Consider the following 14,383-nt stretch of genomic DNA (forward strand, 5'->3'; position numbering starts at 1 on the left):
GAGTGGCACACTCGACAACGTGCTTTCTCCGCAGCGTCGATTTTTCTACGGGTACCGGTCCGCGGTGCCCGTGGGTATCTAGCTGCTCAACCCGAGAGCCCCGCGGTCCGCATCCGGACCCGGGGCTCGTCTCTTGTGTGAGGCCCGGGATCGAATGAGACCAGACCCACACACGAGGAGAACGAAGCGATGACTCTGGAAATGGTTCCTGAAGCCGAGAACAACATCGACAGCCTGCGCGGCGAGATCGACCAGCTCGACGCCACGATCCTGGCGGCGGTCAAGCGCCGCACCGAGGTGTCCCAGGCGATCGGCCGGGCCCGGATGGCCTCCGGCGGCACCCGGCTGGTGCACAGCCGCGAGATGAAGGTCATCGAGCGCTACAGCGAGCTGGGCCAGGACGGCAAGGATCTGGCGATGCTGCTGCTGCGCATGGGCCGCGGCCGGCTCGGGCATTCCTGAGCGCAGCTAGCGCACTGCGTCCAGCAGCCACGGGGTCATCCACTTGACCGCGTTGGGCGTGGGGTGCACGCCGTCGATGCGGACCTGCACACCGTTGATCTTGTTGGTGTAGGTGCCGTTCGGCGCGAGCTTCTTGTTCAGGTCGAGCACGGTGACGTTCTTGCGATCGGCTACCACCCTGCGCAGCAAGGCATTCCACTGGTCGACCCGGCTGGGCTGATCCTCGGGGTACAGGTTGCCGTTCGTCTGCTCGCCGTGCCGGCTGTACGGCTCGGTCGCCACCACCACCAGCGCCCCGGTGGAGCCGAGGATGTCGAGCGCGTGCCGCAGTTCGCTCTCCAGGTACTTGTCGTAATCGGGCTGGCCGATGTGGGCCCAATTGCCATTCCATTTGCGGTCCACCACCTCCCAGCGCCCGATCATCATCAGCACCACATCGGGCCGGTCGTGGCCGATCCGCTGCGCCCAGCGTTCCGGCCAGGCATCGCATTCCGGCTTTTGTTCCAGGCTCTGCCCGGAGTAGCGGTACGGCCCGCCTCGGACCAGGCCGCAGCCGATCGTGGTGCGGTCCAGGAAGCTGATGCCGGGCGTGGGTGGCAGATAGCGCATCATCGTCCACCCGATGGAGTCGCCGAACACCGACACGGTGTGTGGGCGCGGGCCTGCCTGCACCGGCGCGGCCAGGCGCACGGTCTCGACCGGGGAGACCAGCGCGGCCTGGGCGATGTCGGGGCTCGACGCATCGATGCGGGTTCCCACCGGCACGACGACGACGGCGACGGCGACGGCCGTGGCCATCGTCGCGGCGGCGAGCCGGAGCTGGGGGACGTGCACGGGTCGCCAGCGCCGGACGGGTCGTTCGATGAGCCACCACGATGCGACCGCGGCGAGCAGCGTGATCGCGCAGCGGGCGGCGAACAGCGGGTATCCGGTCCAGCCCGTCCGCTCCCCGGTGAGCACCAGGAACACCGGCCAGTGCCAGAGGTACACGCCGTAGGAGACGACGCCGAGCGCCACCAGCGGTGGGGTGGCCAGCACCCACGCCACCGGGCCGTTCTGTTCGAGGGCGACGCCTGCGATCACCGCGACCGCGGCCACGGCGACGACGATCAGCAGGCCGTTGCGGAATTCGGCGGCGCTGCCGGTCGCGACGTGCGTGATCGCGGCCAGGACGGCCACGCCGGCCACCGGAATTCCCCCGGCCAGCCAGCGGCCCCACCGCGACCGGATCAGCGGCCAGCCCGCCATCATCGCCGGCCAGTCCCGTACCAGCAGTGCGGCGGCCGCGGCCCCGATCAACAGCGCCTGCGCGCGGGTGTCGGTGCCGAAGTAGACGCGGTTGAGCGAGTCGTCGTCGGCCATCAGGATCGCCTCGGTGGCCGATGCCGCCGTTCCGATGAGGGCGAGGGCCAACACAGCCCACCGGACCGCGGTGATGGTCGGGGTCTTCTTGAGACGGCGGGCGATCACGGCCAGCAGCACCGCCACCGCCGCGATGAGCACCGGCCAGATCAGGTAGTACTGCTCCTCGACGCCCAGCGACCAGGTGTGTTGCAGCGGTGACGGCGGAGCGCCCTGGCTGAAGTAGTCGGTCTGGTGCGACACGAACGCCCAGTTCGCCATCCACAGGAACGCGGCGACCGCGTCATTGCGCAGGCCGCTGACGGCGTCGGGTGGGAACAGCAGGCGTGCGGCGATGACCGCCAGCACCATCAACAGCAGGGCGGGCAGCAGCCGGCGGACACGTCGTACCCAGAACGCGCCGAGGTCGAGCCGGCCGGTGCGGCCGATCTCGTCGAGCAGCAGCGAGGTGATGAGGAAGCCGCTGAGCACGAAGAAGACGTCGACGCCGATGAATCCGCCTGCGACACCGGGGATTCCGCTGTGTCCGATCAGAACCAGGGCGACGGCGACCCCGCGGATCCCGTTCAGCGCAGGAATTCCCGAGCCGCGGGGCCGTGGCCTGCGCAGTTGGCTCGGTTGCGAGACGGGATCAACCCAAGGACTTTGCGCAAAGAAGCGCGCCGTCACACCATGCCCTCCTAGTTCTTCAGTGCTGTGAAATCTAGTTCGCAAGCACGGCTGATCAGCGCAGGCGCGCGGTCGTTCACGTCAATTCCTTGCGGCGCCCGGCATACACTTCTGCCGGGGTGACTATGACCGCCGGCATGTATCTGACACAGGGCCTGCATCGGGCGCTGCGCGCCGCGCCGCACGACACGATGACGATCTGCGCCGGGCGCGTCCGCAGTGTCGCCGATGTGGCCGACCGGGTGGCCCGGCTGGCCGGCGCCTTTCAGTCGCTGGGGGTCGCGGAGGGTGATCGCATCGGCATCCTGTCGCTGAATTCCGATCGCTATTCGGAGTACCTGCTCGCGACGCCGTGGGCCGGTGCCGTGCTCAACCCGATCAACATCCGCTGGAGCGCCGCGGAGATCGCCTACAGCCTGCGCGACTCCGACACCCGCACACTGTTGATCGACGACACCTTCCTGCCGTTGCTTCCCGAGTTACGTTCGCAGTCAAGTGGTTTGGTGAACGTCATCCATTGCGGCGACGGCGCCGCGCCGGACGGACTGCGCAGCTACGAGGAGCTGGTGGCAGCAGGAGACCCGGTGCCCGACGCGCATCGCTGCGGCCCGGATCTGGCGGGGTTGTTCTACACCGGCGGCACCAGCGGTCACCCGAAGGGCGTCATGCTGACCCACGACAACCTGATGACCTCGGCGTTGGGGTGCTTGGCGTCCGGGTTGTTCCTGACCTCGGGCGGGCCGCTGCTGCATGCCGCGCCGATGTTCCACCTCGCGGACCTGGCGATCTGGCTGGCCCAGGTCTGCCGGGGCGGCACCCACGTCTTCATACCGGCGTTCCGGCCGGACTGGGTGCTCGAGGCCGTGCAGGCTCACCCCATCACCGACCTGCTGCTGGTGCCGACGATGGTGCAGATGCTGGTCGACGACCCTGCGCTGGGCGACCATGACACCAGAAGCCTGCAGGCGGTGCTCTACGGCGGATCGCCGATCTCGGCCGCGCTGCTCGAACGTGCCGCGGTGCGACTGCCCACCGCGTCGTTCGTGCAGGCCTACGGCATGACCGAGGTCTCGCCCGTCGCCACCCTGCTGGCGCCGCAGGACCACCACGACCCGACCCTGCGCCGGTCCGGTGGGCGCGCCGCACCGCACTCGGAGATCCGCATCGTCGGCGAGGACGACACCGAGCTGCCCCCGGGGGAAGTCGGTGAGATCACGGTGCGCGGGGGCCACGTGATGGCCGGGTACTGGGGCAGGCCCGAGGAGACTGCTGCCGCCCTGAAGGGCGGGTGGATGCACACCGGCGACGCCGGCTACCTGGACGAACGCGGCTATGTGTTCGTCGTCGACCGCATCAAGGACATGATCGTGTCCGGCGGGGAGAACGTATACTCCGTCGAGGTCGAGAACGCGCTGGCGCGTCACCCCGCTGTCGCGACGTGCGCGGTCATCGGCGTTCCCGACGAACGGTGGGGTGAGCGGGTGCACGCCGTGGTGGTGCTGGCCGCCGGCCAACACGCCGACCACGTCGCACTGGCTGAGGATCTGCGGGAGTTCTGCAAGACGCTCATCGGCAGCTACAAGGTCCCCCGCAGCGTCGAGGTCGTCGACGCACTGCCGGTGTCGGCGGCAGGCAAAGTCCTCAAACGAGAACTGCGAGCCAAGTATTGGAACGCATCGCAGCGCTCGGTCAGCTGAGCCTCAACAGCGCGTCATGTCCCGATCGACGATCTTTGGGCGCTGCGGCGCCTCAGGGAGCAGCTGATCGAGGGCCAGCATCAGGCCGGCGACTGCGCCGGACAGCTGCGCGGTGACGAGCTCAGACACCCCTCGGCGCACGGGAGCCTGCGAACTCCTGATCTTCATGGCGCCTTAATTACCCCGTGCTTGCAATTGCAAGCGTGAAGCGCGCCACAGTTAGCACTACTTCGTCAGCGCGATGTACTTGGTGTCCAGGTATTCGTCGATGCCTTCGATACCGCCCTCGCGCCCGAAGCCGGATTCCTTGACGCCACCGAACGGCGCGGCCGGGTCCGAGATCACGCCCCGGTTCACCCCGACCATGCCGGACTCGATCGCCTCGGCGACCCGCAGCGCCCGGTCCAGCGACTCGGTGTAGATGTAGGCCGCCAGTCCGTATTCGGTGTTGTTGGCCGCGGCGACGCCGTCCTCCTCGGTGTCGAAGCCGATGATCGGCGCGACGGGCCCGAACACCTCCTCGGTGAGGATTCGCGCGGTCGGCGGGATGTCGGTGAGGACGGTGGCCGGGTAGAAGTTGCCGGGGCCACCCGGGGCCTCGCCGCCGAGCGCGACCTTCGCCCCCTTGTCGACGGCGTCGTTGACGAGTTCCTGAACCTTGTTCAGCTGCTTGGTGTTGATCAGCGGACCCAGCTTGCTCGACGGGTCCAGCCCGTTGCCCAGGTTGACCTCGGCCATGCGCTTGACGAACTTGTCGGTGAATTCCTCGATCACCGCGTTGGCGACGTGGATGCGGTTGGCCGCGGTGCAGGCTTCGCCGCCGTTGCGCATCTTGGCCAGCATCGCTCCGTCGACCGCGGCGTCGACGTCGGCGTCGTCGAAGACCACGAAGGGCGCGTTGCCGCCCAACTCCATCGAGGTGCGCAGCAGTTTGTCCGCCGACTGCGCGACCAACGCTTTGCCTACGCCGGTGGAGCCGGTGAAGGTCAGCTTGCGCAGCCGGCCGTCGTCGATCAGCGCCTTGGTGACTTCACCGGGCCGGCTCGTGGGCAGGATCGAGAGCACACCCTCGGGCAGACCGGCCTCGGCCATCAGCTTGGCCAGCAGCAGCATGGTCAGCGGGGTCTCCTGGGCCGGCTTGATGATCATGGTGCAGCCGGCCGCGAAGGCGGGCCCGATCTTGCGGGTTCCCATGGCCAGCGGGAAGTTCCACGGCGTGATCGCGTAACAGGGGCCCACGGGTTGCTTGGTGACGATGATCCGACCGTTCCCGGCCGGCGACGGGGTGTACCGGCCGCCGATGCGCACCGCCTCCTCGGCGAACCAGCGGAAGAATTCGGCGCCGTACTTGACCTCACCCATGCTCTCGGCGACGACCTTGCCCATCTCCAGGGTCATCAGCGCAGCGAGATCGTCGGCGCGGTCGATGATCGTCTCGAACACCGAACGCAGGATCTCCCCACGATCCCGCGCCGGGGTGGCTGCCCACTGCGTCTGCACCGCACATGCGGCATCGAGCGCGGCGACGGCGTCCTCGGCGGTCGCGTCGGCCACCGTCGCGATGACCTTGTCGTTCGACGGGTCGAAGACCTCGAAGGTGGACGACCCCGGCCGCTCTTCTCCGCCGATCCACAAACCAGTGGGAACCGACGACAACAGCCGTTCAATGTCTGGGGTGCTCATACCTCCATCATGTACACCTTTGGTCACCTCGTCACACTAGGGTCGAACGAATGACTGGAGACATTTCCGCCACGCCTGAATGGAACGCGCTGAGTCGCCACCACGACCAGATCGCCGGGAAGCACCTCCGTGAGTTTTTCCACGAAGATCCCGCCCGCGGCCGCGAGCTCACCCTGACCGTCGGCGACCTCTACATCGACTACAGCAAGCACCGCGTCACCCGGGAGACACTGTCGCTGCTGGTCGATCTCGCCCGCGCCGCCAACCTCGAAGAGCGCCGCGACGCCATGCTGTCCGGCCAGCACATCAACACCTCCGAGGACCGCGCGGTGCTGCACACCGCACTGCGGCTGCCGCGCGACGCCACGCTGGAGGTCGACGGCCAGAACGTGGTCGCCGACGTGCACCAGGTGCTCGACGCGATGGGCGACTTCACCGACCGGTTGCGCAACGGCGAGTGGACCGGCGCCACCGGCGAGCGGATCAAGACCGTCGTCAACATCGGCATCGGCGGCTCGGATCTGGGCCCGGTGATGGTGTATCAGGCGTTGCGACACTACGCCGATGCCGGTATCTCGGCGCGGTTCGTGTCCAACGTCGACCCGGCGGACCTGGTCGCCAAGCTCGACGGACTCGACCCTGCCACAACGCTTTTCATCGTCGCATCCAAGACGTTCTCGACGCTGGAGACGTTGACCAACGCCACCGCAGCGCGTCGCTGGCTCACCGACGCGCTCGGCGACGCCGCGGTGTCGAAGCACTTCGTGGCTGTCTCCACGAACAAGAAGCTGGTCGACGAGTTCGGCATCAACACCGCCAACATGTTCGGCTTCTGGGACTGGGTGGGCGGCCGCTACTCGGTGGATTCGGCGATCGGCCTGTCGGTGATGGCGGTGATCGGCCGGGAGGCGTTCGCCGACTTCCTGTCCGGTTTCCACATCGTCGACCGCCACTTCGCCACTGCGCCTTTGGAATCCAATGCGCCGGCACTGCTCGGACTGATCGGCCTGTGGTATTCGGACTTCTTCGGCGCCGAGACCCGCGCGGTGCTGCCGTACTCGAATGACCTGTCCCGGTTCGCTGCGTACCTGCAGCAGCTGACGATGGAGTCCAACGGCAAATCGGTCAAATCGGACGGGACCCCTGTAACGACTCAGACCGGCGAGATCTTCTGGGGCGAACCGGGAACCAACGGCCAGCACGCGTTCTACCAACTGCTGCACCAGGGCACCCGGCTGGTGCCCGCCGACTTCATCGGGTTCTCCCAGCCCACCGACGATCTGCCGACCGCCGACGGGTCGGGCAGCATGCACGACCTGCTGATGAGCAACTTCTTCGCCCAGACCCAGGTGCTGGCGTTCGGCAAGACCGCCGAGGAGATCGCGGCCGAGGGCACCCCGGCCAATGTCGTTCCGCACAAGGTGATGCCGGGCAACCGGCCGAGCACGTCGATCCTGGCGGACCGGTTGACCCCGTCGGTCGTGGGCCAGCTGATCGCGCTCTACGAGCATCAGGTCTTCACCGAAGGCGTGATCTGGGGTATCGACTCGTTCGACCAGTGGGGCGTCGAACTGGGCAAGACTCAGGCGAAGGCGCTGCTCGGGGTGATCACCAGCGACGGCTCACCGCCCGAGCAGACCGACAGCTCGACCGATGAGCTGGTGCGGCGTTATCGGACCGAAAGGGGCCGAACCCGCTAGGCGAACAGTTTGGTGAACCGGGTCGGCACGACCTTCATCAGCGCCACCAGCGGAATCCACGGCCACCCGGGCACGACCGCCCGCCCGGGTTCCCGCTCGATGGCCGCGACGATCTGGCGCACGCCGGTGTCGGTGTCGACCATCAACATGGTGGTCTTCGATTTCGCGGTCATCTCCGACTCGATGTAGCCGGGTTCGATGACGGTGACTCTGATTGGGCCGGAAGCATATTCGGCACGCAATGACTCACCCAGCGAACTCAGCCCGGCCTTGCTCGCCGCGTAGGCGGCCTTGACGCCGGGAACGCCGCGGTTGCCCATCACACTCGACATCAGCACCAGATGCCCCGCGCCCGCTGCCCTGAACATCGCCAGCGCGGCTTCGATCTGCACCAGCGCGGAGACCAGGTTGGTCTCGATGGTGGCCTTGTTGGCCCATAACTTGCCGGAGCCGAGCGGGGCGCCCTTGCCGATCCCGGCGTTGACGATGACCCGATCTATGCCGCCGAGTTGATCGGAGAGTTCGGCGAACACTTCGGGCACCCGGTCGTGGTCGTCGACGTCGAGCGCCGCGACGGCAACCGTGATGTTCGGGTGTCGCCCGCTCAGTTCGGCCTTCAGCTCGTCGAGGCGATCCAGACGGCGCGCGCACAACGCCAGATCGCGGCCTTTGGCCGCGAACGAGCGGGCCATTCCGGCCCCGAGTCCGGAACTCGCCCCGGTGATGAGGATCTTCTGCCGAGTCACCGGCCCACCCTATTCCCCGGGTCCTGCCCGCCGGACGCTACTTCAGCAGCTTCGACATCCGCCGATCGGCCAGCACCTTGCCTCCGGTCTGACACGTCGGGCAGTACTGAAACGACTTGTCGACGAAGGACACCTCACGCACCGTGTCTCCGCACACCGGGCAAGGCAACCCCGTGCGGGCATGGACCCGTAGTCCGGATCGCTTCTCCCCCTTCAGGGTTGCCGCCTGCTGCCCCACCGACCGCTGCACGGCGTCGGTCAGCACGGTGATCATCGCGTCGTGCAGGGCGCCGAGTTGTGCGGCGGTGAGCTTGTTGGCCGTCGCGAACGGCGACAGTTTCGCGACGTGCAGGATCTCGTCGCTGTAGGCGTTGCCGATTCCGGCGATCACCTTCTGGTCGGTGATCACCGTCTTGATCCGCCCAGTGTGCGGCTTCAGAATGTCCGCGAGCTGTTCGGGGCCGATCTCCAGCGCGTCGGGTCCCAGTGTTGCGATGCCGGGCACCGTGGCCGGGTCGTCGACGATCCACACCGCGAGTCGCTTCTGGGTGCCGGCCTCGGTCAGGTCGAAACCGGGGGCCTCGCCGGGCGTTCCGAGGTGTACCCGCAGGCCGATCGGGCCCTTACCCGGTTTCAGCGGCGCGGCCGCGAGCTTGTCGCTCCACTTCAGCCAACCCGCCCTGGACAGGTGGGTGATCAGCCACAGCCCGCCGGCGTGCATGCCGAGGTACTTGCCCCAGCGCGCCGCGCCCGTCACGGGTTGTCCGTGCAGCGCCGTCGGCGGCGGATCGAACGTCTTCAGCACCGAGAGCGCCGCGATGTCGACGCGCCCGACCGTCTGGCCGACCGCGTGCCGACGCAGATGGTCGGCGAGGGCCTCGACTTCGGGCAGTTCGGGCATACGTTCAGGTTAGCGGCGGTCGGCGTCACGCAGCGGAAGCGAGAACAGCCACCCCACGATCGACAGCGCGATCGCCGCCCAGATGGCGGTCCACCAGAACTGGTCGATCTGCAGTCCCCAGTGCGTGGTGTGGTCGGTGATCCATGCCGTGGTCCACAACATCAGCGCATTGATCACGACGTGAAAGAGGCCGAGCGTGAGGATGTACAGCGGTATCGACAAGATCTGCACGACGGGTTTGATGATCGCGTTCACCACGCCGAAGACGATCGCGACGACCAGAACGATGCCGGCCCGCTGCAGTGTGGTGTCACCGCCGACGAAGTGGATTCCGGGCACGATCAGCGTCACGACCCACAGCGCAAGCCCGGTCACCGCGGCGCGAAGGAGGAACGGTCCCATGCGGGGATTCTCGCAGACTTCGCCCGACAACTAGGCCCGCAAGAGATATGTGTCCATGATCCAGCCGTGTTGCGCGCGAGCCTCGGCACGCACTGCGGCGATGCGCTCGCCGACGTCGCCGACGGTGCCCGACATCAACAGTTCGTCCCCGGTGCCGAGGTAGGCGCCCCACCAGATCCGGGTCTGCGGCGGGCAGCCGAGGAAGGCGCAGTCGCCGTCGAGCATCACCACGGCCGAACCGGTCAGCCCGGTCTGACGCAGTTGCCGCCCGGTGGTGATCAGCACGGGTTCACCCACGTCGTTGAGCGGGATCCGGTGCCGCGCCGTCAGCGCCTGGATCGCGGTGACGCCGGGGATGACGTCGTAGTCGAAATCGACGTGCCGGGCGACCTCATCGAGGATCCGCAGGGTGCTGTCGTAGAGCGACGGGTCCCCCCACGCCAGGAAGGCGCCGACGCCGTCGGGGCCGAGCTCGGTTTCGATGGCTCCGGCCCACAGCTCGGCGCGGGCGGAATGCCAGTCGGCGACGGCCTGGGTGTAGTCGCCGTCGGCCGCGCGTTTCGGGTCGGGTAGTTCGACGAAGCGGTAGCCCGGCTCGTCGATGAACCTCGCGCAGATCTCGCGCCGCAGGGCGACGAGGTCGCTTTTCGCCTCGCCCTTGTCCATCGCGAAGAACACGTCGGTGTGGTTGAGCGCGCGGATCGCCTGCGATGTCACGTAATCGGGGTCGCCGGCTCCGATACCGATGACGTGGATGGTGCGCACCGGGGCAGCCTAACGAAAGCGACGCAACGCCGGCGGAGCCAGCAGCGCAACCGCAAAACATGCGCCCACCGCGCCGGAGATCAGTAAGGGCAGCCGGCCGTCGCCGCCCCACAGGAACCCGGCCCACAATCCCGCGGCCAGCACCGCGAAACCGGTGGCGCCCTGGAACACTCCCTGCGCACTGGCCTGCCGGTCGCCGCCGACCAGCGAGGAGATCCAGGCCTTGCCGACGCCGTCGGTACATGCGGTGAACATTCCGTACGACGCGATCAGCAGCCACGCCGCAACGGAATCGGTGGTCAGCCCGAGCCCGATGTAGCCGACGGCGAAGAAGACCAGCCCGAAGCCGAACACCGCCGAACGCGGCAACCGGTCGGCCAGTACACCCGCCGGGAAACTGCCCAGCGCATACACCAGGTTGTAGCCGACGTAGGCAAGGATTACCTGCACAACCCCGAAGCCGATTTCGTTGAGCCGCAACAGCAGTAACGCGTCGGGGAAGTTGACCACGCCGAAACCGACCAGCAGCGCGGTCACCCGCCAGTACCTGCGCGGCAGTTCGCGCAACCCTGCGAAGATCGGCGGCCGCGCGACCCGAGGCTCGGTGCGCCGGGGTTCGCGAACCAGCACGACCAACAGCACGGACAGCACCGCGGGCACGATCGCGATGTAGAGCAGCGGCGCAATGTGGTGATCGAGTAGCTCGTAGCCCGCCAGACCCAGCAGCGGCCCGACCACTGCACCCAGGGTGTCCATCGCACGGTGGAACCCAAACACCCTGCCGCGCAGCGGTTTATCGATTCCCTCCACCAGGAGTGCGTCGCGCGGCGCGCCCCGAATCCCCTTGCCGAGGCGGTCGACCACACGGCCGGCGAGCACACCGGGCCAGGCGCCGGCGACGGCGATGATCACCTTGCCCAATGCGGCCATCCCGTATCCCGTTGCGATCAAAGGCCGTTTGGCGAACCGGTCACCGAGTGGTCCCACCGCGAGCTTGGTCATCGACGCGGCACCCTCCGCGGCACCCTCGATGGCACCCACGACCGAGGGCGGCGCGCCCAGCACCGCGGTCAGATAGATCGGAAGCAGCGGGTAGAGCAGTTCACTCGCGGCGTCCTGCAGAAACGACACCGCCGAGAGCACCCGCACATTGCGGGTCAGCCACGCAGTCATTAGGGCCGATTATGTACCACCTGCGCAGTAGTATTCGGCCGTGTCGACGTTCAACGGCCTGCCTGCTCATGTCCTGTTCGTCCATTTCATCGTGGTTCTCGCGCCGCTGACCGCGGTCTTGGCCATCCTGTGTGCGGTGTGGCCCGCGGCCCGGCAACGCCTGGTGTGGCTGGTGCTCGCGTTGTCGTTGATGGTCACGGTGTTGACCCCGCTGACCACCGAAGCCGGCGAGTGGCTCGAGCACCAGGTCGGGCGGTCGCCCATCGTTCACACTCACACCGAACTGGGCGACACGATGATCTTCTTCTCGCTGGCGCTGCTGGTGGGGGCGGTGTTGTTGGCGGTCGTGCATGTCAGCGCCGCCCGGGGACGCGAGCTGTCGACGGTCTTCGCGGCCGTCATCGCGGTGTTCGTGGTGGTGGTCGGCGTCGCGACGATCGTTCAGGTCTACCGCATCGGCGACTCAGGCGCGCAGGCAACCTGGGGCCAAAGAGCCTGACCCACAGGGAGTTCGGCCGCACCTGACACCGGTCAGCCGTGCAGAGTGACGCTGGGCGATTCGCCGAATTCGGCGCGGTAGACCTGGCTGAACCGGCCGGTATGAGCGAAGCCCCAGCGGGTGGCGATAGCCGACACCGTGTCGTGGGACGGGTCCGCGGCCAGAAGATCCCGGTGCGCGCGGTCCAGGCGGATCCGGCGCAGATATGCCATCGGGGTGGTGTCCAGGTGCCGCCGGAACATGTACTGCACGGCTCTGGGGGTGACGTTGATGGCGGCGGCGATATCGGCCATCGAGATGTCCCGTGCACAGTTGGCCTGGATGACGTCGATCGCCTGACGCACCACCGGGGCGCAGACCTGCGGGTGCTCGACGTGTTTGGCGTCGGCGGTGGTGCAGGTGGTGTGCTGCGGGAGCACAGCGATACGAGCGGTGATCGTTCTTCCTGACTTCCCATGAACGCGTGAGCCCCCGAGAACCGCAGTTCGCGTGGTGCGCGTTTTAGATGATCATGAATGAGCGTGGGCTCAGCTCGTCTGGTCGAGAGTACTCCGAGCAGGCGCGAAATCAGCGGCGTTCACTTCCCGACCATCAGGATCTCCGACCACAACAGGTAGAACACGTTCTACTATCGCCGCATGCGATTCACCTACGCCGAGGCGATGATCGATCCGTCCTTCTACATCCCGCTCGCCAGGGCCGTCGAGGCCGCCGGGTACGACGGAATGACGATTCCGGACAGCATCGCCTATCCGTACGAGTCGGACTCCACCTATCCGTACACCCCGGACGGCAACCGGGAGTTCCTGGACGGCAAGCCGTTCATCGAGACGTTCCTGCTCACCGCGGCACTGGGCGCCGTCACCGAACGGCTCAAGTTCAACTTCTTCGTGCTCAAACTGCCGATCCGCCCGCCGGCCCTGGTGGCCAAGCAGGCCGGCTCGCTGGCCGCGCTGATCGGAAACCGCGTCGGACTCGGAGTCGGAACGAGTCCGTGGCCGGAGGACTACGAACTGATGGGCGTGCCGTTCGCCAAGCGGGGCAAGCGGATGGACGAATGCATCGAGATCATCCGGGGCCTCACCAGCGGGGACTACTTCGAATTCCACGGCGAGTTCTACGACATCCCCAAGACCAAGATGACGCCGGCGCCGTCCGAACCTCTGCCCATCCTGATCGGCGGGCATGCCGACGCCGCACTGCGCCGGGCCGCCCGCAACGACGGCTGGATGCACGGTGGCGGCACCGATGACCTCGATGACCTGTTGGTTAAGCTCAACCGGTATCGGGAAGAAGAAGGCACGGCTGACCGGCCTTTCGAAATCCACGTGATCTCACTCGACGCGTTCACCGTCGACGGCGTGAAACGCCTGGAGGACAAGGGAATCACCGACGTGATGGTCGGGTTCCGGCTTCCCTACATCAAGGGACCCGACACCGAGCCGCTGGACGACAAGATCCGCAATCTCGAGATGTTCGCCGAACGAGTGATCGCAAAAGTCAACCGCTAGAGCGCATCCCAGTTCGGCGCCCGCTTCTCGCGGTGCGCCATCGCGGCCTCACGCGGGTTGTTGGTGAACCCGGTCAGGATTTGCGTACGGTTCTCGATCTCCTTGGCGTGCCGCAGACTTGGCGCATCCAGGGCCGCATTCAGACCGGTTTTGGTCTGCCAGACGCCGAAGGCGTTGTTCGCGGCGATGCTGCGGGCCATCGCCAGGGCCGAGCCGGCGAGCGCATCCTCGGCGACCACCTCGTGTGCCAGCCCGATCCGGTAGGCCTCATCCGCGTCGATGATCCGTCCGGTCAGCATCATCTCCCGGGCCGCACCCGCGCCGACGATCTTCGGTAACAGGTAACTCGTGCCCATGTCCAGCGACGAGAACCCCGCCTTGATGAACACCGAACCGAAGCGGGCGGTGTTCGACGCGATCCGGATGTCGCAGTGCAGTGCGTAGGCCAGTCCCCCACCCACGGCCACCCCGTTGACCGCCGCGACCACGGGGATGGGCAGCTCGTAGAGCCGGGTCAGCTGGTCGGCGAGGCGCACCTGGGCGTCGTAGGTCGTCTTGAATTCCGCGGCGGCCGGCTCGGTCCACGGCTTGCCGGTGCCGCTGAGATCGGCGCCCGCGCAGAATCCCCGGCCCGCCCCGGTGAGGATCGCAACCCGGTACTTCCACGAACTCAGCTGGTCAAGGGCGTCGTCCACCCCGTCCATCAAGGCACCGTCGATCGCGTTGAGGAGATTCGGCCGATTCAACGTGACCTGAGCAATTCCGTCTTCGAGCTCTTCGAATTCCACCGCAGCCATGTGCTGCACGTTAGCG

Annotated in this window: 14 protein-coding genes and 2 pseudogenes; 5 read left to right on the forward strand and 11 right to left on the reverse strand. The window is 67.1% G+C overall.

Annotated features, from left to right (window positions below; translation table 11 throughout):
• The first annotated feature begins 154 nt into the window (after positions 1–154).
• Positions 155–462 (forward strand): annotated as a pseudogene (locus D3H54_RS23750) (chorismate mutase).
• A 6-nt stretch (positions 463–468) separates the two neighbouring features.
• Here D3H54_RS23750 and D3H54_RS23755 read toward each other — a convergent pair.
• Complete coding sequence (locus D3H54_RS23755) at positions 469–2,493, reverse strand: SGNH/GDSL hydrolase family protein (RefSeq protein WP_149381727.1); 2,025 nt, start codon at positions 2,491–2,493, stop codon at positions 469–471.
• A 125-nt stretch (positions 2,494–2,618) separates the two neighbouring features.
• On the opposite strand from D3H54_RS23755, the gene D3H54_RS23760 reads away from it, so the two are divergent.
• The gene (locus D3H54_RS23760; protein ID WP_149383709.1) at positions 2,619–4,190 is read left to right on the forward strand and encodes an acyl-CoA synthetase; all 1,572 of its coding nucleotides are present in this window, start codon (positions 2,619–2,621) and stop codon (positions 4,188–4,190) included.
• 3 nt (positions 4,191–4,193) lie between these two features.
• Here the strand turns inward: D3H54_RS23760 and D3H54_RS31315 are convergent, their stop codons facing one another.
• Positions 4,194–4,358 carry a hypothetical protein gene (locus D3H54_RS31315; RefSeq protein ID WP_168214953.1) on the reverse strand — a complete coding sequence of 55 codons (165 nt, stop codon included), beginning with the start codon at positions 4,356–4,358 and terminating at the stop codon, positions 4,194–4,196.
• Positions 4,359–4,415: 57 nt separating this feature from the next.
• Positions 4,416–5,873 carry an NAD-dependent succinate-semialdehyde dehydrogenase gene (locus D3H54_RS23765; protein ID WP_149381729.1) on the reverse strand — a complete coding sequence of 486 codons (1,458 nt, stop codon included), beginning with the start codon at positions 5,871–5,873 and terminating at the stop codon, positions 4,416–4,418.
• Between the two features lie 50 nt (positions 5,874–5,923).
• Here D3H54_RS23765 and pgi point away from each other — a divergent pair, with 50 nt between their 5' ends.
• A complete protein-coding gene (pgi, locus tag D3H54_RS23770; RefSeq protein WP_149381731.1) occupies positions 5,924–7,573 on the forward strand; it encodes a glucose-6-phosphate isomerase in 1,650 nt (549 codons plus the stop codon).
• Here pgi and D3H54_RS23775 read toward each other — a convergent pair.
• The 6 genes and pseudogenes from D3H54_RS23775 to D3H54_RS23795 all read right to left on the reverse strand — a co-directional run bounded on the left by D3H54_RS23775 (position 7,570) and on the right by D3H54_RS23795 (position 11,560).
• Entirely contained in the window at positions 7,570–8,319 is a 750-nt protein-coding gene (locus D3H54_RS23775; RefSeq protein ID WP_149381733.1) for an SDR family oxidoreductase, read from the reverse strand. The two genes, pgi and D3H54_RS23775, sit on opposite strands and share 4 nt — an antisense overlap.
• Before the next feature lie 37 nt (positions 8,320–8,356).
• Positions 8,357–8,824 carry a zinc finger domain-containing protein gene (locus D3H54_RS31920; RefSeq protein WP_286199321.1) on the reverse strand — a complete coding sequence of 156 codons (468 nt, stop codon included), beginning with the start codon at positions 8,822–8,824 and terminating at the stop codon, positions 8,357–8,359.
• A gap of 153 nt (positions 8,825–8,977) precedes the next feature.
• Positions 8,978–9,220, reverse strand: a pseudogene (locus D3H54_RS31925) (DNA-formamidopyrimidine glycosylase family protein); the annotation flags it as partial.
• A gap of 9 nt (positions 9,221–9,229) precedes the next feature.
• Complete coding sequence (locus D3H54_RS23785; RefSeq protein ID WP_149381737.1) at positions 9,230–9,622, reverse strand: phage holin family protein; 393 nt, start codon at positions 9,620–9,622, stop codon at positions 9,230–9,232.
• A gap of 30 nt (positions 9,623–9,652) precedes the next feature.
• Entirely contained in the window at positions 9,653–10,387 is a 735-nt protein-coding gene (cobF, locus tag D3H54_RS23790; protein ID WP_149381739.1) for a precorrin-6A synthase (deacetylating), read from the reverse strand.
• A 9-nt stretch (positions 10,388–10,396) separates the two neighbouring features.
• The gene (locus D3H54_RS23795; protein ID WP_149381741.1) at positions 10,397–11,560 is read right to left on the reverse strand and encodes an MFS transporter; all 1,164 of its coding nucleotides are present in this window, start codon (positions 11,558–11,560) and stop codon (positions 10,397–10,399) included.
• A 40-nt stretch (positions 11,561–11,600) separates the two neighbouring features.
• On the opposite strand from D3H54_RS23795, the gene D3H54_RS23800 reads away from it, so the two are divergent.
• Positions 11,601–12,059, forward strand: coding sequence for a DUF2231 domain-containing protein (locus tag D3H54_RS23800; RefSeq protein ID WP_149381743.1), 459 nt, complete (start codon positions 11,601–11,603; stop codon positions 12,057–12,059).
• 32 nt (positions 12,060–12,091) lie between these two features.
• On the opposite strand, the gene D3H54_RS23805 is transcribed toward D3H54_RS23800, so the two are convergent.
• Positions 12,092–12,478 (reverse strand): helix-turn-helix transcriptional regulator, encoded by a 387-nt coding sequence (locus D3H54_RS23805; protein WP_286198991.1) that lies wholly within the window; start codon positions 12,476–12,478, stop codon positions 12,092–12,094.
• Between the two features lie 219 nt (positions 12,479–12,697).
• Between D3H54_RS23805 and D3H54_RS23810 the strand changes: the two genes are divergently transcribed.
• A complete protein-coding gene (locus tag D3H54_RS23810) occupies positions 12,698–13,570 on the forward strand; it encodes an LLM class flavin-dependent oxidoreductase (RefSeq protein WP_149381745.1) in 873 nt (290 codons plus the stop codon).
• On the opposite strand, the gene D3H54_RS23815 is transcribed toward D3H54_RS23810, so the two are convergent.
• A complete protein-coding gene (locus D3H54_RS23815) occupies positions 13,567–14,358 on the reverse strand; it encodes an enoyl-CoA hydratase/isomerase family protein (protein WP_210419763.1) in 792 nt (263 codons plus the stop codon). The two genes, D3H54_RS23810 and D3H54_RS23815, sit on opposite strands and share 4 nt — an antisense overlap.
• Positions 14,359–14,383: the final 25 nt, after the last annotated feature.

The sequence above is a fragment of the Mycobacterium sp. ELW1 genome (assembly GCF_008329905.1).
Taxonomy (GTDB): domain Bacteria; phylum Actinomycetota; class Actinomycetes; order Mycobacteriales; family Mycobacteriaceae; genus Mycobacterium.

What these genes read in the sequence shown, in the direction of transcription:
- D3H54_RS23795 (WP_149381741.1), bottom strand. Translation starts at nt 11,560, where the DNA reads ATGACTGCGTGGCTGACCCGCAATGTGCGGGTGCTCTCGGCGGTGTCG.
- D3H54_RS31315 (WP_168214953.1), bottom strand. Translation starts at nt 4,358, where the DNA reads ATGAAGATCAGGAGTTCGCAGGCTCCCGTGCGCCGAGGGGTGTCTGAG.
- D3H54_RS23760 (WP_149383709.1), top strand. Translation starts at nt 2,619, where the DNA reads ATGACCGCCGGCATGTATCTGACACAGGGCCTGCATCGGGCGCTGCGC.
- pgi (WP_149381731.1), top strand. Translation starts at nt 5,924, where the DNA reads ATGACTGGAGACATTTCCGCCACGCCTGAATGGAACGCGCTGAGTCGC.
- D3H54_RS23810 (WP_149381745.1), top strand. Translation starts at nt 12,698, where the DNA reads ATGCGATTCACCTACGCCGAGGCGATGATCGATCCGTCCTTCTACATC.
- D3H54_RS23765 (WP_149381729.1), bottom strand. Translation starts at nt 5,873, where the DNA reads ATGAGCACCCCAGACATTGAACGGCTGTTGTCGTCGGTTCCCACTGGT.
- D3H54_RS23785 (WP_149381737.1), bottom strand. Translation starts at nt 9,622, where the DNA reads ATGGGACCGTTCCTCCTTCGCGCCGCGGTGACCGGGCTTGCGCTGTGG.